23 protein-coding genes and 1 pseudogene are annotated in these 24306 nt (G+C 60.9%); 13 read left to right on the top strand and 11 right to left on the bottom strand.

The window, feature by feature from the left end:
- Window positions 1-81: 81 nt before the first annotated feature.
- Window positions 82-1521, bottom strand: a complete 1440-nt coding sequence (gene pyk / locus FHT29_RS01475) for a pyruvate kinase (protein WP_047638960.1) — start codon at window positions 1519-1521, stop codon at window positions 82-84.
- Entirely contained in the window at window positions 1521-2009 is a 489-nt protein-coding gene (locus FHT29_RS01470; RefSeq protein WP_037196594.1) for a DUF1036 domain-containing protein, read from the bottom strand. The genes pyk and FHT29_RS01470 overlap by 1 nt, the downstream gene beginning before the upstream one ends.
- Before the next feature lie 202 nt (window positions 2010-2211).
- On the opposite strand from FHT29_RS01470, the gene FHT29_RS01465 reads away from it, so the two are divergent.
- The 3 genes from FHT29_RS01465 to FHT29_RS01455 all read left to right on the top strand — a co-directional run bounded on the left by FHT29_RS01465 (window position 2212) and on the right by FHT29_RS01455 (window position 3763).
- On the top strand, window positions 2212-3006 hold the full coding sequence (locus FHT29_RS01465; protein ID WP_047555349.1) for an N-formylglutamate amidohydrolase: 795 nt from the start codon (window positions 2212-2214) through the stop codon (window positions 3004-3006).
- Between the two features lie 28 nt (window positions 3007-3034).
- The gene (locus FHT29_RS01460) at window positions 3035-3340 is read left to right on the top strand and encodes a DUF1244 domain-containing protein (RefSeq protein WP_037196416.1); all 306 of its coding nucleotides are present in this window, start codon (window positions 3035-3037) and stop codon (window positions 3338-3340) included.
- A gap of 171 nt (window positions 3341-3511) precedes the next feature.
- A complete protein-coding gene (locus tag FHT29_RS01455; RefSeq protein WP_015341059.1) occupies window positions 3512-3763 on the top strand; it encodes a DUF2312 domain-containing protein in 252 nt (83 codons plus the stop codon).
- Window positions 3764-3852: 89 nt separating this feature from the next.
- Here the strand turns inward: FHT29_RS01455 and FHT29_RS01450 are convergent, their stop codons facing one another.
- The 4 genes and pseudogenes from FHT29_RS01450 to FHT29_RS01435 all read right to left on the bottom strand — a co-directional run bounded on the left by FHT29_RS01450 (window position 3853) and on the right by FHT29_RS01435 (window position 7917).
- Window positions 3853-4905 (bottom strand): nitronate monooxygenase, encoded by a 1053-nt coding sequence (locus FHT29_RS01450; protein ID WP_052211994.1) that lies wholly within the window; start codon window positions 4903-4905, stop codon window positions 3853-3855.
- Window positions 4906-4971: 66 nt separating this feature from the next.
- A pseudogene (locus FHT29_RS35035) lies at window positions 4972-5172 on the bottom strand (NAD(P)-binding domain-containing protein); the annotation flags it as partial.
- A 193-nt stretch (window positions 5173-5365) separates the two neighbouring features.
- Entirely contained in the window at window positions 5366-6463 is a 1098-nt protein-coding gene (locus tag FHT29_RS01440) for a branched-chain amino acid aminotransferase (RefSeq protein WP_047555346.1), read from the bottom strand.
- Window positions 6464-6654: 191 nt separating this feature from the next.
- Window positions 6655-7917, bottom strand: coding sequence for an NAD(P)/FAD-dependent oxidoreductase (locus FHT29_RS01435; RefSeq protein WP_047555345.1), 1263 nt, complete (start codon window positions 7915-7917; stop codon window positions 6655-6657).
- A gap of 203 nt (window positions 7918-8120) precedes the next feature.
- Here FHT29_RS01435 and FHT29_RS01430 point away from each other — a divergent pair, with 203 nt between their 5' ends.
- The 5 genes from FHT29_RS01430 to copC all read left to right on the top strand — a co-directional run bounded on the left by FHT29_RS01430 (window position 8121) and on the right by copC (window position 11833).
- Entirely contained in the window at window positions 8121-8537 is a 417-nt protein-coding gene (locus FHT29_RS01430; RefSeq protein WP_168599284.1) for a hypothetical protein, read from the top strand.
- Between the two features lie 232 nt (window positions 8538-8769).
- On the top strand, window positions 8770-10137 hold the full coding sequence (locus FHT29_RS01425; RefSeq protein WP_037196592.1) for a PepSY domain-containing protein: 1368 nt from the start codon (window positions 8770-8772) through the stop codon (window positions 10135-10137).
- A 59-nt stretch (window positions 10138-10196) separates the two neighbouring features.
- Window positions 10197-10694, top strand: coding sequence for a copper chaperone PCu(A)C (locus FHT29_RS01420; protein ID WP_168599029.1), 498 nt, complete (start codon window positions 10197-10199; stop codon window positions 10692-10694).
- Between the two features lie 49 nt (window positions 10695-10743).
- Window positions 10744-11337: an SCO family protein gene (locus tag FHT29_RS01415; protein WP_037196590.1), complete on the top strand. Its 594-nt coding sequence runs from the start codon at window positions 10744-10746 to the stop codon at window positions 11335-11337.
- Window positions 11338-11464: 127 nt separating this feature from the next.
- Window positions 11465-11833: a copper homeostasis periplasmic binding protein CopC gene (copC, locus tag FHT29_RS01410; protein ID WP_037196411.1), complete on the top strand. Its 369-nt coding sequence runs from the start codon at window positions 11465-11467 to the stop codon at window positions 11831-11833.
- An 82-nt stretch (window positions 11834-11915) separates the two neighbouring features.
- On the opposite strand, the gene FHT29_RS01405 is transcribed toward copC, so the two are convergent.
- The 5 genes from FHT29_RS01405 to FHT29_RS01385 form a co-directional block, all read right to left on the bottom strand.
- Window positions 11916-12617, bottom strand: coding sequence for a polysaccharide deacetylase family protein (locus FHT29_RS01405; RefSeq protein WP_037196410.1), 702 nt, complete (start codon window positions 12615-12617; stop codon window positions 11916-11918).
- A 10-nt stretch (window positions 12618-12627) separates the two neighbouring features.
- Window positions 12628-13371, bottom strand: coding sequence for a glycosyltransferase family 25 protein (locus tag FHT29_RS01400; protein WP_246702984.1), 744 nt, complete (start codon window positions 13369-13371; stop codon window positions 12628-12630).
- 221 nt (window positions 13372-13592) lie between these two features.
- Entirely contained in the window at window positions 13593-14210 is a 618-nt protein-coding gene (locus FHT29_RS01395) for a hypothetical protein (protein WP_052211981.1), read from the bottom strand.
- 286 nt (window positions 14211-14496) lie between these two features.
- Window positions 14497-16440, bottom strand: a complete 1944-nt coding sequence (locus tag FHT29_RS01390) for a DUF882 domain-containing protein (protein ID WP_047555341.1) — start codon at window positions 16438-16440, stop codon at window positions 14497-14499.
- Between the two features lie 175 nt (window positions 16441-16615).
- Window positions 16616-18184 (bottom strand): sigma-54 dependent transcriptional regulator, encoded by a 1569-nt coding sequence (locus FHT29_RS01385; protein ID WP_037196404.1) that lies wholly within the window; start codon window positions 18182-18184, stop codon window positions 16616-16618.
- Window positions 18185-18402: 218 nt separating this feature from the next.
- Between FHT29_RS01385 and FHT29_RS01380 the strand changes: the two genes are divergently transcribed.
- The 5 genes from FHT29_RS01380 to FHT29_RS01360 all read left to right on the top strand — a co-directional run bounded on the left by FHT29_RS01380 (window position 18403) and on the right by FHT29_RS01360 (window position 24245).
- Window positions 18403-20250, top strand: coding sequence for a M3 family oligoendopeptidase (locus FHT29_RS01380; protein WP_168599027.1), 1848 nt, complete (start codon window positions 18403-18405; stop codon window positions 20248-20250).
- Between the two features lie 278 nt (window positions 20251-20528).
- Window positions 20529-21689, top strand: a complete 1161-nt coding sequence (locus tag FHT29_RS01375; protein WP_047555338.1) for an aminodeoxychorismate synthase component I — start codon at window positions 20529-20531, stop codon at window positions 21687-21689.
- Window positions 21674-22315: an aminotransferase class IV family protein gene (locus FHT29_RS01370; RefSeq protein ID WP_168599026.1), complete on the top strand. Its 642-nt coding sequence runs from the start codon at window positions 21674-21676 to the stop codon at window positions 22313-22315. The genes FHT29_RS01375 and FHT29_RS01370 overlap by 16 nt, the downstream gene beginning before the upstream one ends.
- 3 nt (window positions 22316-22318) lie before the next feature.
- Entirely contained in the window at window positions 22319-22603 is a 285-nt protein-coding gene (locus FHT29_RS01365; protein WP_168599025.1) for a YciI family protein, read from the top strand.
- A gap of 190 nt (window positions 22604-22793) precedes the next feature.
- Window positions 22794-24245, top strand: a complete 1452-nt coding sequence (locus tag FHT29_RS01360) for a homospermidine synthase (protein WP_168599024.1) — start codon at window positions 22794-22796, stop codon at window positions 24243-24245.
- The last annotated feature ends 61 nt before the right edge of the window (window positions 24246-24306 follow it).

Genomic DNA, 24306 nt, shown 5'->3' with positions numbered 1-24306 from the left:
TTTGGCTTAAAGAAAAAACCCGCCGTCTTGCGACAGCGGGTTTCGGATGTTTCAGGTGCTGCCGTGATCGGATGCCGGCGATCACACGCCGGACTGGCCGTCCGAACCGATATAGGCAATGCGTAGCATGTTGGTGGCGCCGGGCGTGCCGAGCGGCACGCCGGCCGAAATAATGATGCGGTCGCCAGGCTTGCCGAAGCCTTCTTCGGCAACGATGCGGCAGGCATTGTTGACCATATCGTCGAGATCGGTCGCGTCATGGGTGACGACGCAGTGCATGCCCCAGACCACGGAGAGGCGGCGGGCAGTCTGGATGATCGGCGACAGCGCCAGGATCGGAACCTGCGGGCGCTCGCGCGAGGCGCGCAAACCGGTGGTGCCGGACGACGTGTAACAGACGATGGCGGCGAGCTTCAGCGTTTCGGCGATCTGGCGGGCGGCGAGCGAGATCGCATCGGCGCCGGTCGCTTCCGGCTGGGCGCGCTGGGCGTAGATGATACCCGGATAATGCGGTTCGCGCTCGATGGTGCGGGCGATGGAGGCCATCGTCGTCACGGCTTCGACAGGATAATCGCCGGATGCGGATTCGGCCGAGAGCATGACGGCATCGGCACCTTCGAAGACGGCCGTTGCAACGTCGGATACTTCGGCGCGGGTCGGAACCGGCGAGGAGATCATGGATTCCAGCATCTGCGTCGCGACGACCACGGGTTTGCCGGAGCGCCGGCAGGCGCGGATGAGTTGCTTCTGGATGCCCGGAACGGCTTCGAGCGGCATTTCGACGCCAAGGTCGCCGCGTGCCACCATCAGTGCGTCCGAAAGCTCGATGATTTCCTCGATGCGCTCGACAGCCTGCGGCTTTTCGATCTTCGACATCAGGCCGACGCGGCCATGCGAGATCTTGCGCACTTCCGTCAGGTCTTCCGGGCGTTGGATGAACGACAAGGCAACCCAGTCGACTTCGTTGGTGGCGAGAACAGCGTCGAGGTCGATACGGTCCTTCTCGGTCAGAGCGCCAACGCCAAGCAGCGTATCGGGCAGGCTGACGCCCTTGCGGTCGGAAATCTTCGTGCCGGAAATGACGGTCGTGACGATGCTCTTGCCGTCGCATTTTTCAGCGCGCAGCGCCAGCTTGCCGTCGTCGATCAGCAGGCGATGGCCGGGCTGGACCGATTCCAGGATTTCCGGGTGTGGAAGGAATACGCGAGTGTTGTCACCGGGCGTATCCTGATTGTCGAGCGTGAAGGTCTGGCCGGGCGTGAGGTCGACCTTGCCATCAGCAAACTTGCCGACGCGCAGCTTGGGACCCTGCAAGTCAGCAAGAATGCCGATCGGACGGCCGCAACGGCTCTCTACGGCGCGAATGCGCTGGATCAGCATGCGCATCACGTCATGGCTCGCATGGCTCATGTTGATACGGAATAGATCTGCGCCTGCCTCATGAAGCTTCTGGATCATCTCCTCGGAAGAAGAGGCCGGACCGAGCGTGGCGAGGATTTTGACTTTTCGGTTGCGTCTCATCAGTTCTGGCTTTCTTGGCTGCCCGGGGGCTCGGAGAGCTGAACCATCCAGCTCGCCTGGCGTCCCGTGTCGTATTCCTTGAATCCCATCTTCTGGTAGCCACGAGCGTAGCAGTCCTTCACGCCTGGGATTTTAAATTCATTTTCCGCTACGCACATTTCGACGTCGCCAACCCAGCGACCGCCGCGAGCCGCGTCTTCTGCGTAGAGGTAATAATAGCGGGATTGAAGCGGTCCTTCGACCAAGGTGGCGCAGGTGGTTGCCGGAACCTGCCACCATCCCTCGGTCACCCAGCCCTCCTTCGCGCGATAACCGATCGCCACACCCACGAGATTCTGCGTACCATTACAAACGCGGAAGTCTGCATGAGCCGCACTCGGCATAAAGAAAAACGGCGCGGCGACGGCGAGGATGAGAAACGCGATTCGGGCGAGCGGCCCTGACCGCTTAACGAAACGTGGCGCTACTTGGCTGGACACGGCTTCCAATTGGCTCCCGGTTATTCGTTGTTGCGTCTTCTTGCGCCGCCATCCCATGAATGTCAACGCAACTCTAATCGATTATATTTTCTTCACGGGATGGTGACGGCACCCTGCGCCCTCTTCATCCGATCGAAGCCGCGAACCTTGCACCTTCCATCCGCGCATGCAATCAAACAAAGAGTTGAAAATATAATAAACGACAATCTTCATGACCGATTTCAAGTCTTTTGAATTCATATCCGGCAATCGTGACAAAGGCATGGTCATTCTCGGCGATCATGCCATGCGGCATCTGCCCGCGCGCTATGGCCGGCTGGGATTGCCGGAAACCGCGTTTTCCCGACACATAGCCTATGACATCGGCATCGAGGGTCTTTGCCGTCATCTCTGTCAAAGGCTGGACGTACCGGGCGTCCTCGGCGGCTTTTCCCGCCTGCTGATCGATCCGAACCGCGGTGAGGACGACCCGACCCTGATCATGAAAATCTCCGACGGCGCGATCATTCCAGGCAATCATCCGATCACGGACGAAGAATGGAACTACCGCATCGAGGCTTTCCATCGGCCCTATCACCGCGCCGTCGACGAGACGATCACGTCGGTGGCCGAGGCGACCGGCAAGGCACCGCTGGTGCTGTCGATGCATTCCTTCACACCCGCCTGGAAGGGCGTCGCGAGACCCTGGCATGCGAGCGTGCTCTGGGACAGCGACGATCGCGCCGTCACCCCGCTTCTTGCAAAGCTCGGCGCCGATACCAATCTCGTTATTGGCGACAACGAACCCTACGACGGCGCATTGCGGAACGATACCATGTTCCGCCATTGCATGATGACCGGTATTCCGCATGCTTTGCTGGAGGTCCGCCAGGATCTGATCGGCGATGAGGCCGGTATCGTCGAATGGGCCGATCGGCTGGCACGGATCTTTGCCGAGATGAATGCCGATCCGGCGCTGCACGAATACAAGCGATATCAGTCGCGCACTGGTCCTTACGAGGCATGACGCAGCGAGCGAATCGAGGAGAAAAGAGATGAGCGCACTCACCAAGGAACAGCAGACGGAACTCGAAGCCGCCGCCTTCCGCCACCTCGTGGCGCACTTACGCGAACGCAGCGACGTTCAGAATATCGACCTGATGAACCTCGCCGGCTTCTGCCGCAATTGCCTCTCCAACTGGTACCGCGAAGCGGCCGAAGAAGCGGGCCTTCCCGTCAGCAAGGACGAGTCGCGCGAGATGGTCTACGGCATGCCTTATGAGGACTGGAAAAAGCTGCATCAAAACGAAGCCTCGGCTGTGCAAAAATCAGCTTTTGAGCAGAACAAGCCGAAAGAATAACGCCGCTTTGGCCAAGACGGCTTGACCTTCAGCTCCATTCGCGGCAGTTCAACTGCCCTATCGAATTCGAAATCCCGCGCAAGCCCTGAAGCGAAGTGCCCTATCGGTGACCTACCGATCCCATTCGCGACCGGCTTCGAGCGACCCTTTAGGACCCTTTAGGAGAAGTGCATGGAAGAGAACAGCGTCGAGAACGTGGCCGCGGCGGAACTGCGTCAATTCATCGAACGGATCGAACGCCTGGAAGAAGAAAAGGCCGCGATCGGCTCGGACATCAAGGATGTGATGGGCGAAGCCAAGGGACGCGGTTACGACACCAAGGCGATCCGCACCATCATCCGCCTTCGCAAGAAGGACGCGAACGAGCGGCTGGAGGAAGAATCGATCCTGCAGACCTACATGGCCGCACTCGGCATGGAATAATCAGGGCTGGTTTCAGCCTGGTGATATGATTTTGGAGCCGGCTTGCCGGCTCCAATGCTTTTTAGGCATACAGATCGCGAAATACGGCATCACTGCGCAAAAAGACGGTCGATCAGCGCGGCAGTGCTTCCCTGCCAAAGATCGCCCTTGCCGGTTCCGGCCCAGAGGGACAGGAAGTCGGCCGATCCTTTCGCCGTCGATGCGCCCCTAATATCCCGCGTGAACTTGTTCTGCGCCGGAAAGGGGAGAATGGCTGCGGCCTTCGTCTCCATTTCATTCATGAAGCGATTTTCAAGGCCGCGGGCAAAACGACCGGAAAAGGCGCGTGTCGTCCGCGTCCTGCGCTCCGATGTTTCCAGAAGTCTGGCGCGATAGGGCGCCGATGTTCCGGCTTCCGTGCAGGTAAGGAAGGCAGTGCCCATCTGCACCGCTTGCGCCCCCGCCTGCAGGGCCACGCGGATATCGCCCGCCGTCATGATGCCGCCGGCTGCGATCAGCGGCACGCGGATCTTTCCGACGTTTTGTGCCAGAAGGTCGCGAAGCCCGATTTCCGGGTCCGGGGCATGCGCATCGAATATGCCCCGATGTCCACCGGCCTCGAAGCCCTGCAGCGTGATCGCGTCGACGCCGCTGTCTTCGAGCGCCCTCGCCTCCGCGAGCGTCGTCGCAGTGCCAATCAGCGGAATCCCGGCCTTCCTTGCCTCCCGGACATGATCGGCAGATAGCAATCCGAAGACGAAGCTGAAACATGCAGGCTTTACCCGCAGCACGGCTTCGAACTGCGCGTCGAAATCCTCTTCGTAAGGGGCGCTAAGCTGCGGCGCAGGCAGCTCCAGCTCCGCGCGATAGTGCGCCGTCGCAGCTGCCGCTCGCTCGACCTGATCCGCGCCGACTTCGGGTATTGAATGAGGAATGAACAGGTTGATGGCGAACGGCTTGTCGGTTTGCTGGCGCACCTGGGCGGCAAATGCCTCGATGGCTGCCGCGTTGTAATAAGCGCCTCCCATGGCCCCAAGCGCGCCCGCAGCGGACGCGGCCGCGACGAGTTCCGGCGACGAAGGACCGCCCGCCATCGGCGCGACGATCAGCGGATGCTTCAATCCGAGTTTGTGAAAAAGATTGCTGTCCATAGGAGCAGACATGTCCATCTTCCTTTCAGCTATGCCCGTTTGAGTCTCAATCCAACATAGGCATCGCGCGGCGGTTTGTTAGGAGCGGCCAAGCACCGCGATGCGGGCCTCGAGCACGGACATCATATCGAGCCGGCCGTTGCCGAGCTCGACACTTGCCACCACAGCCGCGCCTGCTGCCCGCAGCGGATCGGCCGCCGCCGGCGAGCGGTTCCACACGGCGAGCCTCGTCCCGGCCCCTGCAAGATTGAGTGCCATCGGCTGGCCCATGACGCCGAGACCGACAAAGCCGCTCCCCTCGCCTCGCTCGGCGCCGGGATGTTCGCTTTTCGTTGGTCACCGTAGCGACTCCGATGTTTCGGGTGACTATGCGGTCTCACATGTCAGGGCTCGGCGGAATTCCTTCTCCCGCCGAGTATCGATCCAGGGCCTGCTCAGAGCTCGGCACGGATCATGCGGCTACTCCGGCAGCTCAGAACAGCCGGTCCAGCCACTCATGCTTGTCAGGCGCCCGACCGAACTGGATGTCCGTCAGTGCCGCCTTCAGGCGCAGCGTTACAGGGCCGGCATTGCCGTCGCCGATGGTGAAGCCGTGACTGCGGCCCTTCAGCTTGCCGATCGGCGTCACCACCGCTGCAGTACCGCAGGCAAAGGCTTCGCGCAGGCGCCCGCTCTCGGCATCCGCCTGCCATTGATCGATGGCATAAGGCTCCTCGCGAACGGTCAGGCCCATGTCGCGACTGAGCTTGATCAGCGAGTCGCGCGTGATGCCCGGCAGGATCGTGCCGGTCAGCGGCGGCGTCTGCAGCGAACCATCGTCGAAGACGAAGAAGATGTTCATGCCGCCGAGCTCTTCGATCCAGCGCTTTTCGACAGCATCGAGGAAGACGACCTGCTCGCACCCTTCACGCTGGCCTTCGGCGAGCGCGGAAAGGCTTGCGGCGTAGTTGCCGCCGCACTTGGCAGCACCGGTGCCGCCGGGGGCCGCACGGGTGAAATTCTCGGAAAGCCAAAGCGTGACAGCCGACGCGCCGCCCTTGAAATAAGAGGCGACCGGGGAGGCAATGACGCAATAGAGATAGTCGGTCGCGGGCCTTGTGCCGAGCGCGGCCTCCGAGCCGATCATGAATGGCCGGAGATAGAGCGACGCGCCCTCGGCGGTCGGGATCCAGTCACGATCGATCTTGACCAGTTCACGCACGGATTCGACGAACAGATCCTCGGGCAAGGTCGGCATGGCCAGCCGCTCGGCCGAATTGTGGAAACGTCGCGCGTTGGCGCTGGGGCGGAAAAGTGCCGCTCCGCCATCGGGCAGATGGTAGGCCTTCATGCCTTCGAAGATTTCCTGCGCATAGTGAAGCACCACGGTCGCGGGATCGAGAGCCAGCGCCTTGCGCGGCTCGATCTTGGCGCTGTGCCAACCGCGATCCTGCGAATAGCGGATCGTCGCCATGTGATCGGTGAATATGCGCCCAAAGCCCGGATTCTGCAGCAGGGTCTCCCGCTCGCTAGCCGTTGCTGGGCTTGGATTTTTCTGAATGTCGAACGTTAATGCGTCGCCGTTACTCATGGCTCCTCCAATGCTTCATTTGTCGCGACTTTCGCCGCCCATCTCCCGAGAGAAAACCTAAACCAAATCGGGTGGTATTTGATTGCGTTTACGCCTGTTGCCGCGCAAGTTTAAGAGCGCTTCGCATAAATTTGCGAGACGAATCGTTATTTTTCGCTCCGAAGCACCTTACCCCTTCTATCAAGCGGGGATCACAATGCTTTCGCGACCGCTTCGGCCGCGACAACCCCACTTTCATAGGCGCCGTGCGCGGTCGAATATCGCGTCCGCGAGCAGGCCTCCCCTGCGAAGAACAGACGATCGTTGCAGGGCGCGGCCAGAACGCCGCGCAGATCCGAAGCACCGGGTGTCGCATAGGAATAGGAACCGCCGACAAAGGGTTCGCTCGCCCAGGCTGACATGACGAGAGGCGATAGTTTGGCACCGACATCCGCGCCGAAAACGCGCTTCAACTGCTCCACCGAGAAGGCGAAGGCGGCTTCCATGCCCTCTCGTTCGAGATCAAGCGCGAGATCGGCGGCAAAATAGGCTTCGATGACAGGCGCGCCGAACGGCCTCAACTGATAAGCACCCGTGCGCCGGCTCTCCCGCGACCCCATGACATGCGTATCCTCCGGAAACATGCCAGGTTCGGACACATGGATGAAAAGCTTGTCCGCCAATCCGAGAGGCAGGCGCGAGGCCGCTTCGATCTTCTCCGGAAGCGGCGGCCAGAAATCGATCCGCTCGGCGGCAAGGATATTGGTGGAGACGGCCACGATAGCAGCCCTCGCCTTCAGCTCGCCCTTGCCCGTCGAAAGCACGACATGGCCACCGCCGCTGTGGTCGATACGGCTGACTTCTACGCCGAAAATGGTCGGCACGGGTAGTCCATAGGTGGCCACAAGCGTGCCGTAGCCCTGCCGCACGCGCCAATCGGGGCCGGGGCCGGGATCGTAGCGTCCGAGATCGATCACCGAAGACTTGGGCAGTTCCGCCCCGGTCATAAACGCGCCGACCGCATAAAGCCGCTCGATCCACGGATCATCAGGCGCGAGCATGGTCGAGAGATCCGCGTCGGCAACGCCTTTATAGGCATCGACCCGTTCGAAGAATTCGGCAACGGCCTCTGCCGCTGCCTTCACCCCTGGCTCCTTGCCTTCCAGCTGCCGGCTACCGTCGCTCCAGGGTGCGGGCGTGCGATCGACCGTCAGGCCGATCTCCTCGGTAATCTTTGTCCAGGGATTGGTACGCGCGCCGTGCAGCCAGCCGCAGCCGAGATCGAGCCCTGCTCCTTCAGCGCCGAAGGGATGGATCGTTCGCGCGCGACCGCCGACACGATCGGAGGCTTCGAGCAGCAGGACCGAAAGGTCGGGGCGAAGCGATTGCAGCCGCCGGGCAGCTCCCACGCCGGCGGCGCCTGCGCCGATAATGGCAACGTCGACATCGCCACCCCGCCAGGATTCGATGGGCATTCCATTTCCTTTTCGCACAATCACCAGAAGGCGAACCGGCTGCAGAACGATGCACGACGCAGAGCCCCGCCCGTTAGTCGGCTCAGACTTTCCAACCAATCTGTAGCTGACCTTCGCGCGGCATGTAAACGGGCACTGCAGCAGCCATACCAAATTGCCGCATTGAGCTGCGGCGGCGAATGTCGTAGGTGCTTTGGAAAATGATGGGGAGAACCGTGCGGAAGCGAAGCTTTGGGACAACGCAATGGCTGGTGCGTATTCTTTGCGCCGTCGCATTGCTGTCCGTCGGCTTCGCCCATCGTCCGGCTGCTTCCAGCACCGCGGAACCGAGCCCCGTCGAGCTTGCCCAACACCGCCTGCCTGACGGTACCCTGCCCGTCCTCTGCGTCACCGAAAAGACGCCTGACGGCAAGGAGCATAGCAAGGCCTATATGCCGGGATGCGAGGCATGCCGCATTTCCGCCGCCGCCCTGCTTCCCACGCCGCCGACCGATATCTGCGAACATCTCGCCTTCGTCAGAGAAGATGTCGTTGTCCCCAGAAACGAGGCGTTCCGCCGGCAACTCTATCCGCCGAATAGCGGCCCACGCGCTCCCCCTGCTCTCCAAGCCCTTGCCTGAGCCTGCGTTGCGGCCAATGCCGTAACGCTTGTCGTCAACGGCGGCCGAACCACGCACGAGAGCTGCTCGTGCCGGCTGCGGGTGAGATGTCCCCTTGCAGATGTCCCGAAACACGACGGATCTCTTCATTGTCCGCTCCGCAAGCGACATCGGCGCAGGCCACCGCTCCCGCAGACAGGCATCCTTCTCGAAAGGGATCATTCCGTGCCGCCGGATCTTCGGAGAGTTCCTCATGTCTGCCTTCACCGCGGCCGAGCCCGCCCCAACCACATCGGACCATATCTCGCTCTATCGAGCGATCTGGCGCTGGCATTTCTTCGCCGGTCTGCTCGTCATTCCCTTCCTGCTCAACCTGGCGATCACCGGGTCCATCTATCTCTTCAAGGATCAGATCGCAGACACCTTCTATGCCCATCGCAACATCGTTGCCGATACAGGCCCGATGCTGCCGCCGCAAAAGATCGTCGATGCGGCGCTGGCCGCAATGCCGGACGCCACGGCGACATCCTATCGCGAAGCTGCGGCGGGAGATCGATCCGCCGTGGTGACCGTATCGAAAGGCGGCCAATCGACGCTCGTCTACGTCAATCCGCACAATGGCGACGTGCTCGGCTCGGTCGGCTCGAAAGAGGAATTCAGCTGGGTCGTCAAACGCATCCATAGCCTCGAATATTTCGGGACATGGACCAACCGCATCATCGAAATCGTCGGTGGCTTCGCGCTGATCCTCGTCGTGACGGGCATCTATCTCTGGTGGCCGCGTCGCCAGACAGGCGGCGTCCTCACGGTTCGCGGCACGCCGTCCCGCCGCGTCTTCTGGCGCGATCTCCATGCCGTCACCGGCGCGATCGCCGGCATCGTCATCTTCTTCCTCGCCTTCAGCGGCATGCCCTGGTCGGGCTACTGGGGTGCCAATGTCAATGCGTGGCTGACGTCCAACGATCTCGGCTATCCCGCTTCCCTCTGGGACGACGTGCCAAAATCGACGAAGGTTACGCAGGATGTGGTCAACCGCCCCGGCTGGATTGTCGAGAATGCCCCCGTGCCGCTCTCCGGCGTGGCAGCGGCGTCAAAGTCGATCGGGCTGGACAAGGCTGTGGAGATCGCCCGGGGACTGGGCATAGCGCCCGGCTTCAGCATGGCCCTGCCCTCCGACGAAACCGGCGTCTTCACCGCCTCGATCTTCCCCAAAGATCTTTCGAAGGAACGTACCGTTCATATCGACCAATATTCCGGCAAGCCGCTGGTCGATCTTTCCTTCGATCAATATCCGGCGCTCGGCAAGGCAATCGAATGGGGCATCAACGTCCATCAGGGACAGGAATGGGGCCTCTTCAACCAGCTGCTCATGCTGGCGACCTGCATTGCCATTGTTCTCAGCTGTGTGACCGCAGTCGTGATGTGGTGGAAACGCCGGCCCGCCGGTCGTCTCGGCGTACCGCCCATGCCGCCCCAGAGGTCCGTCTACATCGGATTGTGGCTGATCGCGATCGCCTTCGGCGCCGCCTTTCCGCTGACGGGTCTCGCCGTCGTCGCCATGCTGCTGGCCGATCAGACCGTCATCCGCTTTGTGCCGCCGCTGAAACGCTTTTTCTCATGAAAGGCTGCGCGGCAGGGCCTGCCGCGTGACAGCATTCAAATCCCAGGAGGAAACCGATCATGACTCGATTTACCAGCCATTTCGTCGCCGCCAGCCTCTGCCTTGCCGCTCCCGGATTGGCTTTCGCCTCGGAGGTAACGCTTAGAAATCTCAAGATCGCCGCTGCCTATGTGCGAGCCATGGTGCCGGGCGCCGAGGTCGGCGGCGGCTACGTGAGCATCACCAATTCCGGCAGAACCGACGACCGGCTGATCGCAGCCAGCTCGTCGAGAGCTGTCAAAGTCGAGGTCCATGAGATGAAGATGGACAAAGACGTCATGGTCATGCGCCAGCTTGCCGGCGGTCTGCCGCTGCCCGCCGGCAAGACCGTCGACCTGAAGCCCGGCAGCTATCACCTCATGTTCATGGATGTCATCGATCCGTTCAAACAGGGCGAGACGATCAGAGCGAGATTGACCTTCGAAAAAGCCGGCTCCATCGATGTCGATTTCCCTGTGGGTTCGGCGGTCGCCAGCAAGGCGGACAACGGAGGCGAGCATGCCAACGCAGCTGAATGAACGGCGTGGCGGCAGCCGCGCCTCTCTTCGCGCCAAAGAGGAAAAGGCGATGTTCACGAAGGAATGGTCGGTCCCCGCGATCCTGACGGTCTTCCTGCTGAGCGTCTGCGGCTTGATCGCCTACTTCACGTGGAGCCTGATGCCACCGACGAAGGCGGCTGAGGACCATATCGGCGGCGCCTTCAACCTCATCGACGACCGGGGCCAGCCCGTTACCGCACAGGCGCTCAAGGGCCATCCATCGCTCATCTACTTCGGCTACACCCATTGCCCGGACGTCTGCCCGACCACGCTGTTCGAGATGGCCGGCTGGCTGAAGACGCTCGGCCCGGAAGCCGACAAGCTGAAAGCCTATTTCTTCTCCGTGGATCCTCAGCGCGACACGCCGGAGGTCATGCACAAATACACCGGCAATTTCACCGATCGCATCATCGGCGTCACCGGCGACCCGACGGAAATGCAGAAAGCCATCAAGGACTGGCGCATCTATGCCAAAAAGGTGCCTTCGCCCGATGGCGACTACACGATGGATCACACCGCCTCGGTCCTCCTCGTCGATGCCGACGGCAGTCTGCGCGGCCTGATCGCCTACGGAGAGGACAAGGACGTCGCTCTGCAAAAAATCCGCAACCTTCTGAAATGAGCGGCCGCAAGCCGCTCCGCACATTCCCCTAGGCAGCAATCCGAACGGGATATTCCAGGCGACATCAGCCGCCGCCAGAACCTGCCGCGGCCCCTCTGCGGCGCCTCAATGCAAAAGGAAGACCGACATGCACCGGATGAAGAAGCTTCTCCTCATTGCGGCCACGGCCAGCATCGCTCTCGCAGGCCACGCTTTCGCGCACGCCCATCTCAAGTCCTCCGTTCCCGCCGCTGACAGCACCGTCAAGCAGGCACCTTCGGAACTCGACCTCACCTTCAGCGAAGGCTTGAACCTGAAGTTCAGCGGCGTGACCGTGACCGGCCCGGACAAGACGGTCGTCAAGACCGGCGCTGCCACGCTGATGGATGGCGACGCGACGCTGATGGTGCCGGTGAGCGACAAGCTTTCCTCCGGCAAATACACCGTGCAATGGCACGCGCTGTCGACGGATGGTCACAAGACCAACGGCAGCTACAGCTTCACCATAACGCCGTGATCCATTATCCCCGGAGCGATTTGACAGCCCGCTCCGGGGACGAAAGCCAGACACGGCAAATGGACATGATAGACGTTGCCAACTATCCGAACACGCATTTCCTGACGAAATGCAGCCAGCTGTCGTTGCGCCGAACGGTCACCCGCGGCAGGCCGAACGGATCGTCGCTCGGACGCGCCCTGCCTCGCCGCGTCGTGGTCGCCGCATTATAGCCCGCCTCATAGGTCAGCACCCGATCAAGCGGCGTCTCGTCGCCATAGGGAAAGCAGAAGGACGAGACGCCCTCGTCAAGCAGATCCTCAAGCAAACCGCGCGAATGCGAAATCTGGCGACGCGCCTCCTCCATCGGCAATTGCGGAAGATGGACGTGGTCAAGCGTGTGCGAGCCTACTTCGTGCCCGAGACTGCTCCACCGGCGCAGTTGCTCAATCGACATGCAAGGGGCAGGCGCCACGCCAAGCGGCGCGTCCCAGGTATTGCCGCCGCCGATCTGGTTCACGACCACGAAATTCGTGGCAGTGAAGCCGAACTCCTGCAGCACCGGCAGGGCATTCTCATAGACGTTCAGGTAGCTGTCATCGAAGGTGATTGCGGCAACCTTGCCGGCCTTCGCTCCCGTAATGTAAGGCAGCGCCTCACGCAGCGACAATCCCTGAATTCCAAGCCTTTTCAGCCATTCCATCTGGCGATGGAAAGCTTCCGGATGGACGACCATGCTTCTGAACGGCGCCTTGCGCGAAGGCGGCACCGCAATCTGATGATAAGCGAGGATTGGAACGGCCAAGTTGATCTTCTCAGATGGAGCGGCGCGAACGCAGCGCAATTCTTGCACGATATAGCGGCCGCAGCACCTCCCTGGAAAGCCTCTCCATCAACGTCTTGCGGCTCTTGATAGTGCTTCCGCCAAGCTGCGAGGATATCTCATGCACACCACCAGGCAAAACCGCAAGCGGCGATATCTGCGTGAACCAGCTCATCTGCACGGTCGTATCAACCGGCCGGTCGAAATGGGTGGTAGCGCTGAGCAGACGAATAGCCGCATCACGGCTCACAAGCTGCGCCACCATGCCCAGACCGATACGATCGGGCTGGATGACGCTGGTCTGGCCCTGGCTCAGAATGCACTTGCCATGTTCCTTGCCCATCCGGAAAGGGAAGCGGACGAACGCACGCGGCTTGAGACAAGCCTTGGCGGCTGCAAAGGCGGCATGAAAGGAGTCATCGATGTCCACATCGTCTTCGAAGATCAGGCCGGCATCGATGCCCTGCTCGACAATGGCAGTCCATGCCTTCCGATGCGACAGGAAGCATGCGATCTCGCCGATGCTCAGGGCAAAGGGATAATACGGCTTGTGCAGTCGCCGACGATATACCCGCTCTATCTCGGCGTCGGTCAAGGCGCTACCGTCGACCGCCTCTATGATTTCGCTCGGAACCGGAAGCTTCGCCGCGAGGCTTTCGACCTGTGGCATGCGGTCGCGAGCGCGATCAAGATGGATGATGAAGCCGCGGATGACCGGTTGGTTCGGCTCATCCATGATGGCGCCAACCGGATTGGAAACGTGATCGAAGTCGAATCCCGCATGAGATCTTTCGAGCGGCATCGCCGAAGACGGGCTGAATTCGTGAGTTTGCATAAGAGATACCTCGGTGTCGTCTGTCACGAGGCTGTAGCAATCGTGAATGAGCGCGGGCTTAGGCAAACCTGAGGCCAAACTGAAAACTATTATTTTCAATCATTTGCATGGTGAAGGCGCCGCTAGACGAGCAGGCTCACACGGCCGCTTGCGATCCTGTCTTCGACCCAGCTGCGTTCGTTGAGCCAGGCATGGCGTTTCCATCCCTCCCAGCTGAATCCGCACAGTTTCACGTCCCATTCGCGGGCGGGCAACAGCGAAAGAACATATCGGATGCCAAAGAAGCCGGTGCTGGGGAAAACCTCGCACATCCTGCGTTCCGGCACGCCGAGCTCCGAGCAGCCGTCGATGTAGAACTGGGGTGGCATTACCCGAATCTCCTTGCCGGCGGCGCCGACCAATTCGATCGTTCGCATCGTCCAGTCGCTGCGCCTGCCCTTCAGGCGCGAGAGGAAATTAGGCTTTGGGTGATATTTGCGGATGATCTCGGGATGATAGGCAAGCACGACCTCTTTCGCGGCCTTGAATGTGGCGCTTGCCAGAAAATTCGGATCGGTCAGTCGACGCTGCATCGGCTTGCTCGAGGCCGCGAGCATGAGAATATCCGTGCGCGAGCCGCTCATGCCGATAGACGCCTTGGGCTCGTTGAAGCGCATTGCAAATTGCGCACTGTCCACAATCTCAGACAGGTCGCGAGTAAGCTCGCCATTGCCGACGATGATTGCCGTCTTTCGGTTCAATTGTGAATATCCAGCCCTTTTCAGCCTGTCGGCCTAACCTCGCCGAATGACGCGAAACTGAGCAGTGGATGACGCGGGAATGAATAAACTCTGACACGAACCTGAAAATCGACGTACTGTCACCCGCGGGCAACAGCGGCGTTGACTGCAGCTATCTCATCGATAGGTCGGCGCGGGATTGCCCAGCCGATGCCTTGCGTATCGACGGTCCTCGATCTGATGTCATGCTTGAGATGGAATGGAAGCCGAACAGGCTTCCAAGATCGCTGAGCGGAGAGACCTTCGCCTACTCGACCGAGTTGAACTTCTTCACCTGAAGGAAGTTCACAGCCGAACCGCTGAAGCGTTCCGGATCGATGGAAGCCGTCTGCACCTTGAAGCCATCGGTATAGACAGCCGTCGGCTGGGCGCGAAGGGTCGGGCTCACGAAACGCGGCGCCTTGACCGGGCGGTTGATGATTTCGACGCGGGCCTTGGCAATCGCCCACTGGGAAATCATCTTCTCGGTCAGCTTCGGTTCAGTCGTCACCGTGGCCCGGCCGGCATCAGCTTCGGCTGCGTCCTGCTTGTTCGGACGGCCTCCCTTGGCCGCGATACCGACGGCAATCGCGCGCTCCTGCGGCACCGGTTCGAAGCTGTCATTGAAGCGACGGCTGCTGGCCTTGACCTCATTCTGGATCGGCGCCAGCGCGGCCACCTGCATCGGCATGCGTTGCGCCGGCCGCTGCTGCGGCAGAACCGCCGCGATCGCCTGCATGGCATCATTGCCGGCAGCCATACCATTCGCAGGGGCAACCTGATCCTTGGATGCAACATTGTTAAGCGGCGCACTCACCGGGACCGCAGCACTCGGATCCGGCCGATCGGGGCGGCTCTGCTCAAGAGCTGCGATAACGGACGGAGAGAGCGTACCCGCATCTGCCTGATCGTCGATCGCTTCCTGATCGGCATCCGCAGAGGCCAACAGGCTTTCGGCAACTTCGGGGCGCTCTGCCGGGACAGGGACGGCGGCGACCTGGCCACTCATACCGGCGTCGCCGGAGGCCGCCTCGGCATCGCCAGGGACGCGGCGGTCAAGCAAGGACGGCACGGGCACGCGATAGGAACGAAGATCGGCATATTGCTGCGACTGATCGTCCGCAGTCGGCATGGCCGCCGCAAGCGCATCCTGAGCGGCGTTATGCGACGACGACGATACGAGAGCGGAAGCAACGTCGCTGCCAGCAGGCTGATTGCCGAAGGCCGGGCGAACCTGCGGAACCGGTGCGTTTATGCTGGCAACCTGAACCTGGGCGGGCGCAGGGGCCGCGCTATCGTCACCCTCGTCGGCCGCGGACGGAGCCGGCTGGCTCTTTCCGGAAACCGAAGCAACAGCCACCGGCGCCGCGCCCTCATCTGCATTGTCCTCCGCCTCATCCGCACCGCCACCGCCAAAGAGACGGGCGAAGAAACCACGGCGAGACGACGAGGAACTGGCGATCTGGATATCGGACGACATGCGGCGCTTATAATCGGCAACGGCCTCCTGATAGCCCGGCAACGGTCGACCATCAGCAGGGATATGCATGGTCTTGCCATCCGGGAACAGGCGAACGAGATCCTGGCGATCCATGCGCGGCCATGCGCGCACGCCGCCGACGTCCATGTGCACGAAGGGCGAACCCGAGGTAGGATAGTAGCCGACGCCACCCTCCTGGAGCTTCATGCCGAGCTCGCGCAGCTTGGTGAGCTTGACGTCCGGAATATAGAAATCCATCGCGTTGCCGAGCATATGCTGGCTCTTCTTGGCAACGCCCGTATGGGCCGATCGCGTGCGCAGCATCTCGTTGGTGCCCGGCGAACGGAATCCGCAGACGACGTAGATGAATTCGTGCGAACCGCTTTCGCGGTAGACTTCCCAGATCAGGTCGAACAGGCGCGGATTCATCTTGGTCGGCTGGTTCTTACGCCAGTCGCGCAGGATACGGTTCAGCTTTTCCAGACCGTCCGGATCGAACTTGCCGTTGCGCTTGTAGGTGATGACGGCCTTTTCGCCGGTATGGACGTAATAGATCTTCAGGCTGCGGGTTTCGCCCCCTGCCTGGGAAGGAGTGCCGACGAAAACAGGCGTGGAAACAGCCAAAGCAAGGAGGCCAACGGCTACTACCTTGGCCACCTTGCTAAATAGATCAGAGCACGCAGAATGCCAGCTCAAGCTATTGCGCTTGGTATTTCCACTCAGATTCGGCAATTCGATCCCCGTCCGACAGACAATGTCGCATCGTGTTCCAAATGGCTGTCAATTGCGGTGACACGATGGCAAAAATGCCACACATGGTCGCCCTCTTCATACATGGTGAACGATGCACTAACAAGTGCTTTACGACGGGTAACAAAATATGCTTGCCTAAATGTTAAGTCAGTGCTCATGCAGCGTTTTTTTGCGGATCATCAGGATCGATCCCGTAATCCTTCAACTTCCGGTAGAGAGTTGAGCGCCCGATTCCGAGTTTTCTTGCTACCTGACTCATCTGGCCCCGATAGAATTTGAGGGCAAATCGGATCAGCTCCTCTTCGACATCTGCCAGTTTTCTGACGTCTCCGGATATGTTGGTACTGACGATGACGTTGTCTGAAGCAGTGGCGGACTCATCGACCGCAGGAAGCGGTAAGGTTGCAGTTGTAGCCGGTGAAAAGGCGCGCACGCCGCGCTCGCCTCTCTCGCCAACGGCCTCCATCTGCGAATTATCCACAACTAAGGTTGGATGCTCGGCGGCAAAATAACCGGGCAGTTGAGCGGCGATCTGCGGGAAGTCCGTGTCCTGCAGCTCCGATCCTTCGGCCAGGACGACGGCGCGGAAGACGGCGTTTTCGAGCTGGCGGATGTTGCCCGGCCAGTCATAGGCCGTCAGCAGAGCGAGCGCGCTGTTGCTGATCGAAAGCGGATAGTCGAGCTTCTGTTCGAGCGCAAAGCGATCGGCGAATGCGCGCGCGAGATGCGGAATATCCTCCTTGCGACGACGCAGGGCCGGCATGGTGATCGGGAAGACGTTGAGGCGATAATAGAGATCCTCGCGGAAGCGCCCGGCCTTGACCTCTTCGATCAGATCCTTGTTGGTAGCGGAGATCAACCGGACATTGACTTTCTGCGCGACGCGCGCGCCGACCGTCTCGATTTCCCCCTGCTGCACGGCGCGCAGCAGCTTGACCTGGACTTCCAGCGGCAGGTCGCCGATCTCGTCGAGGAACAGTGTGCCGCCGTCCGCTTCCATGAACTTGCCGACATGGCGCTCGGCCGCACCCGTGAACGCGCCCTTTTCATGCCCGAAAAGGATGCTCTCGACCAGATTGTGCGGGATGGCACCGCAATTGACCGTTATGAACGGCTTGCCGGCACGATCGCTGGCGGCCTGGATTGCACGCGCCACGAGCTCCTTGCCAACCCCGGACTCGCCTTCCAGCACGACTGGAATGTTCGATTGCGATGCACGATGCGCAAGATCGATCACCCGCATCATCGCAGGACTTGCCGAGACGATGTCGTCGAACGTGATCGCGCTCGAGCGGGACCTGCGCCCGGCGCGGGCCTTCGCCTCGCGCTGATCGAGCTTCAGTGCATTGACGATCGAAGCCGAGATGCGCTCGGGAGACACGGGCTTTACGACGAAATCGAAAGCGCCGGCCCGCATGGCCTGCACCACGGTGTCGATACCGCCCTGTCCCGTCTGCACGATGACGGGCAGGTCGATACCCATGTCGTTCAGCGCGCCCAGAAACTCGATGCCGTTCATTTCGGGCATCATGAGATCGAGCACGATCACATTGATCTGATCGCTATTGCGCTTCAGAACCTCGAGGCCAAGGCGGCCATTCTCAGCCAGATGAGCAACGTGTCCGTGTCGCTCGATGGCATTCTTCAGCAGACGACGTTGAATCGGATCATCCTCAACAACGAGAACCTGCGCGCCCCCCTTGGCGCTATTATAAACGGTCATTGGTGCCTCACTTCATGCGAAACCTGACGCGAACATTCGCAGAAAGGCTTGAACATGAAGTTTTGCCAAACCATCGCATTTTAATCATTATGACGAATGTACTATCGCCTATGGTTCAACCGTCAGTGCGGGGAAATCAGGCTTGCAGCGTGCTTTCCAGCCGAATAGACACGAACGAACCGGATGTTCCGCAATAAAATGCAGAGGAAATATCGCCCATGAGCCCGACCTCGCGCCATCAATCCCTTAATTTTTCCGCGAGCCAGGCCGCCGCCGGCAGCGCGCTAGGAGACCTGCCCGCCTGGAAGCTCAGCGATCTCTACCCTTCCGCCACGTCGACCGCCTTCACCGGCGACATGGAAAAGGCCGGCAAGATGGCGGTCGCCTTCGAAGAGAAATGGAAGGGCAAGCTTACGGATGCCGCCAGCAAGACCGGCGATGCCGGCATCGGAGCTGCTCTGAAGGAATATGAAGCGCTTGATGATATCATGGGCCGGCTCGGCTCATTTGCCGGCCTTACCTATTTCTCCAACACCAGCGATCCCGCCAACGGCAAGCTCTATGGCGATGTGCAGACGCGGCTGACGGACTACGCCGCCCATCTCCTGTTCTTCCCGCTGGAACTTAACCGCATCGATGATGCCGCGATGGACGCCTGCATGGCGAACGACCCAGCCGCCGGCCACTATCGCCCCTGGATCGTCGACCTGCGCAAGGACAAGCCTCATCAGCTCGAAGACAGGCTGGAGCAGCTGTTCCTGGAGAAGTCCATGACCAGCGCCGCTGCCTTCAACCGGCTGTTCGACGAGACGATGGCGGAGCTGCGCTTCGAGATCGACGGCGAGAAGCAACCGCTCGAAGTCGCGCTGAACATGCTGCAGGAGCAGGATCCGGAAGCGCGCCGCAAGGCGGCCATGGCGCTTGCCGAGACCTTCAAGGCCAACCTGCGCACCTTCACGCTGATCACCAACACGCTCGCCAAGGACAAGGAAATTTCCGACCGCTGGCGCGGCTTCGAGGATATTGCCGACAGCAGGCATCTGGCCAACCGCGTCGAACGCGAAGTGGTGGATGCGCTGGCGGCGGCAGTGCACGAGGCTTATCCGCGCCTCTCCCACCGCTATTACAAGATGAAAGCCAAATGGCTCGGCATGGAGCAGATGAACTTCTGGGACCGCAACGCGCCGCTGCCGGAAACGCCCAACGCTCTGATCCCCTGGAGTGAGGCGAAGGAGACCGTTCTTTCCGCCTACGGCAAATTCGCCCCCGAAATGGCCGCTATCGCCAAGCGCTTCTTCGATGAGGAATGGATCGATGCGCCGGTACGCCCAGGCAAGGCGCCCGGCGCCTTCGCCCATCCAACCGTGCCGTCGGCGCACCCCTACGTGCTCGTCAACTATATGGGCAAGCCGCGCGATGTCATGACGCTGGCGCATGAGCTCGGCCACGGCGTGCATCAGGTGCTGGCGGGCGGCCAGGGCGCGTTGATGTGCCAGACGCCGCTGACGCTGGCGGAAACCGCCTCCGTCTTCGGCGAGATGCTGACCTTCCGCGCCCTGCTCGACAAGACCACAGACAAGCGCGAGCGCAAGGCGATGCTCGCCCAGAAGGTCGAGGACATGATCAATACGGTCGTGCGCCAGATCGCCTTCTACGAATTCGAGCGCAAGGTGCATACCGCCCGCAAGAATGGCGAGCTGACCGCCGAGGACATCGGCGAGCTGTGGCTCTCCATCCAGTCGGAAAGCTTAGGTCCGGCGATCAGGATATCCGAGGGCTACGAGACCTACTGGGCCTATATCCCCCACTTCATTCATTCGCCCTTCTATGTCTATGCCTATGCCTTCGGCGATTGCCTGGTGAACTCGCTCTACGCCGTCTATAGCAATGCCGAAAAGGGCTTCCAGGAGAAGTATTTCGAGTTGCTGAAGGCCGGCGGCACCAAGCATCATTCCGAACTCTTGAAGCCTTTCGGCCTCGACGCCACCGATCCGTCGTTCTGGAGCAAGGGACTGTCGATGATCGAAGGGCTGATCGACGAGCTGGAAGCGCTAGATAAGAACTGAAACTTCGCCTGCTCGCAGGAGCAGGCCAGGCAGGTCTGCCATCGCCGTATCCTCGCGCATGGCCCCTCACCCCGACCCTCTCCCCGCCGATACGGGGAGAGGGAGCTGCGGCAGCAGCCTTCGCATCATTTGGGCACGAATGGTGCGGCAAATGCCGGATCGGTTCCCTCTCCCCGCTTGCGGGGAGAGGGCTAGGGTGAGGGGCCGGGCGCCTGGTTGCGGCACGCACAACCCAGCCTGACAATCGACATAACGAGAGCCCGATAGAAACCCGCCCAATGGCCGATGCCCGACCCTACGTCCTCTTCAGGGACGACAGCACAGGACAGGTGATGGTCTTTGCCGAACCGGCCGAGATCATCACGGCCCGGACGCGCGCGGAATTCTTCCGCGCGCTCGATCGGATGGAAAGGGTCAGGCAACAGGGAAAATGGCTGGCAGGATATATCGCCTATGAAGCCGGCCATCTTTTCGAGGAAAAGCTGGCGCCTTTTGCCGAAGACAACCGGGAAACGCCGCTGCTCTGCTTCGGCGTCTTCGAGGCTCCCGCAGCCGGCGACCATCCTCTCGGCCAGCCGATGCAGCGCCTGGAAAACCAGGAGTTTTTGACCGATCCGAAGGCCGCCTGGGATTTCCCTATATATAAAGAGAGATTCGACAGGCTGCACCGGCATATCCGCCTGGGCGACTGCTATCAGGCGAACCTGACCATGCCGATCCATGCCCGCTGGAACGGCGACGCCAGGGCCGCCTTCTGGTCGCTGATCGAACGACAGCCGGTGAAATATGGCGCGCTCGTCGATCTCGGCGGACCGATCATCCTGTCGCGCTCCCCGGAGCTTTTCTTCCGGACCGACGAAGAGGGCTGGATCGAGACGCATCCGATGAAGGGCACCGCGAAACGCGGCGCCAACGCGGCAGAAGATGCCGAGATCATCAGCGCCATGCTTGCCGACGAGAAGACGCAGGCCGAAAACCGCATGATCGTCGATCTGCTGCGCAACGATATCTCTCGCATCACCGAAGTCGGCACGCTCGATGTGCCCAGGCTCTTCGAAATCGAGACCTATCCGACCGTGCACCAGATGGTCAGCCACGTGCAGGCCAAGCTGCTCCCCGGCATGTCAATCCGCGACATTCTGACCGCACTCTTCCCCTGCGGTTCGATCACCGGCGCGCCGAAAATGCGGGCGATGGAAATCCTGCATGAGCTCGAGGACGGCCCGCGCGATGCCTATTGCGGCGCCATCGGCATGATCTCGCCGACCGGCGCCATGCGCTTTTCGGTGGCGATCCGCACGATCACGCTTTTCGAAGACGGCCGGGCGGTGTTCAATGTCGGCGGAGGTATCGTCTTCGATTCGACAGCGGAAGCGGAATATGAAGAATGCCTCCTGAAGGCGCGTTTCGCCGTGGGGGACCGATGGATCGACCGCTAGAGGACTTTTCCCTGATCGAGACGCTGCGTTACGAACCGGATGCCGGTTTCATCCGCCTGCGTCTGCACCTCGCCCGGCTGCAACGCTCCGCGCGCCGTCTCGGCTTTTCCGCTCCCAAGAGCGTACTCAGCAAACTCGAAGATGCCGTTGCCGGTGCATCCGCGCCCTTGCGGGTGCGACTGACGCTGGATCGCGAGGGGCAGGCGGCGGTAACGACAGCCGCCTTCGCGTCGTTGCCTCCCGAGACGATCTGGCGCGTCCGCATCGCCGTAACGCGGCTCGATTCCACCGACAAGCTGCTGCGCGCCAAAACCACCCGCCGCTCCGTCTATGAGGCCGCACGCGCCGAATATGGGCCCGACGAGGCCGACGAGGTCTTGCTGCTGAATGAGAAGGGCGAGGTTTGCGAGGGTACCATCACCTCCGTCTTCCTCGAGGATGGCCCGGACGCGTTGCGCACGCCGCCCATTTCCTCAGGCCTGCTTGCCGGCGTTTTGCGCACCGAGCTCATCTGCCAGCGCAAGGCCCGTATCGGCCGCATCCGGCCCGAGGACCTGCAAGACCGCACGCTTTATGTCGGAAACTCCCTGCGCGGCCTGATCCGCGCGCAACTTATATGGAATTGATGCATGTTCATTCTCTCGCTCACCTACCTCAAGGGTAACGACGAAGCCGACAAGTACATGGAGCCGCACATGGCCTGGGTGAAGGAGGGATATGCCAAGGGCTGGTTCCTCGCGTCCGGCCGCAAGGTGCCGCGCACCGGCGGCGTCGTTTTTGCCTGCGGCGATCGCGTCGAACTGGAAGCCTATGTGGCCGCCGACCCTTTCACCATCCACGGAATAGCATCCTACGAGGTCCAGGAAATCGCCCTCACCATCGTTGTCGACGGATTGGAGGCCCTGAAGGCCTGATCGACCGAAGGCAACAAACTCGTCGCATATGGCGTGTATGGTGCCCTTATCTTGACTTTGCCCGGCTAACCCCGAACAGCTCTTTATTGTGACATCAAATTATGATTAGAGCCCTTCACCTCGCGTTCTCGCGCAAACTCTGATGAATTTCATGAACCGAACGGCGTCCTGCCTTTCGAAGGAGACAAGAATGACGGAACAGAACTATCCGGTATATGCCGAAATTACCGGTCCGATCGTAATGATCGGCTTTGGCTCCATCGGCCGCGGCACGCTGCCCCTGATCGAGCGCCATTTCAAATTCGACAAGAGCCGGATGGTCGTCATCGACCCGCGTGAAGAACCAGCCGACATGGAAATCCTGGCAAAGCACGGCGTCCGTCATATCAAGGAACATGTCACCAAGGAAAACTACAAGGAACTGCTGAAGCCGCTCCTGACGGAAGGCGGCGGCCAGGGCTTCTGCGTCAATCTCTCGGTCGATACCGGCTCGCTCGATCTGGTCAAGCTGTGCCGCAAGCTCGACGTGCTCTACATCGACACCGTCGTCGAACCCTGGCTCGGCTTCTATTTCGACAAGAGCCTGAAGAATGCCGACCGCACCAACTATGCCCTGCGCGAAACCATGCGCAAGGAAAAGGCGAAGAACCCGGGCGGCACGACGGCCGTTTCCACCTGCGGCGCAAACCCGGGCATGGTGTCCTGGTTCGTCAAGCAGGCGCTCGTCAATCTCGCCAAGGATATCGGCCTGAAGTTCGAAGAGCCGGACCAGCATGACCGCGAAGGCTGGGCCAAGCTGATGAAGAAGGTCGGCGTCAAGGGCATCCATATCGCCGAGCGCGACACGCAGCGCACCAAGCATCCGAAGCCGCTCAACGTCTTCTGGAACACCTGGTCGGTCGAAGGCTTCATTTCCGAAGGCCTGCAGCCGGCCGAGCTCGGCTGGGGCACCCATGAAGAATGGATGCCGAAGAACGCCAAGAAGCACAAGAAGGGCTGCCAGGCCGCCATCTATCTGGAACAGCCGGGCGCCAACACCCGCGTTCGCACCTGGTGCCCGACGCCAGGTCCGCAATATGGCTTCCTAGTGACGCATAACGAATCGATCTCGATCGCCGACTTCTTCACGGTCCGCGACAAGGACGGCGACGTCACCTTCCGCCCGACCTGCCACTATGCCTACCATCCCGCCAACGACGCCGTGCTTTCGCTGCACGAAATGTTCGGCAATGGCGGCACGCCGCAGCCGGTTCATCACGTTCTCGACGAGGACGAACTGGAAGACGGCGTCGATGAACTCGGCGTCCTGCTCTATGGCCACGACAAGAACGCCTACTGGTACGGTTCACGCCTGTCTCTCGAAGAGACCCGCCGCATTGCTCCCTATCAGAACGCGACCGGCCTGCAGGTAACCTCCGCCGTTCTCGCCGGCATGGTCTGGGCGCTGGAAAACCCGACCGCCGGCATCGTCGAAGCCGACGAGATCGACTACAAGCGCTGCCTCGAAGTGCAGCTGCCCTATCTCGGTCCGGTTGAAGGCCACTACACCGACTGGACGCCGCTCGACGGCCGTCCGGGCCTCTTCCCGGAAGACATCGACACCAAGGATCCCTGGCAGTTCAGGAATATCCTGGTTCGCTAACGGAAACAGCGTTCGCAAGGCGCAACGCTCGAATGCCCGCACAGGTCGTGCGGGCATTTTT

It is taken from the genome of Rhizobium sp. SG741, assembly GCF_012275435.1.
Lineage (GTDB): Bacteria > Pseudomonadota > Alphaproteobacteria > Rhizobiales > Rhizobiaceae > Rhizobium > Rhizobium lusitanum.
This window is presented reverse-complemented; position numbering and strand designations above follow the sequence as displayed.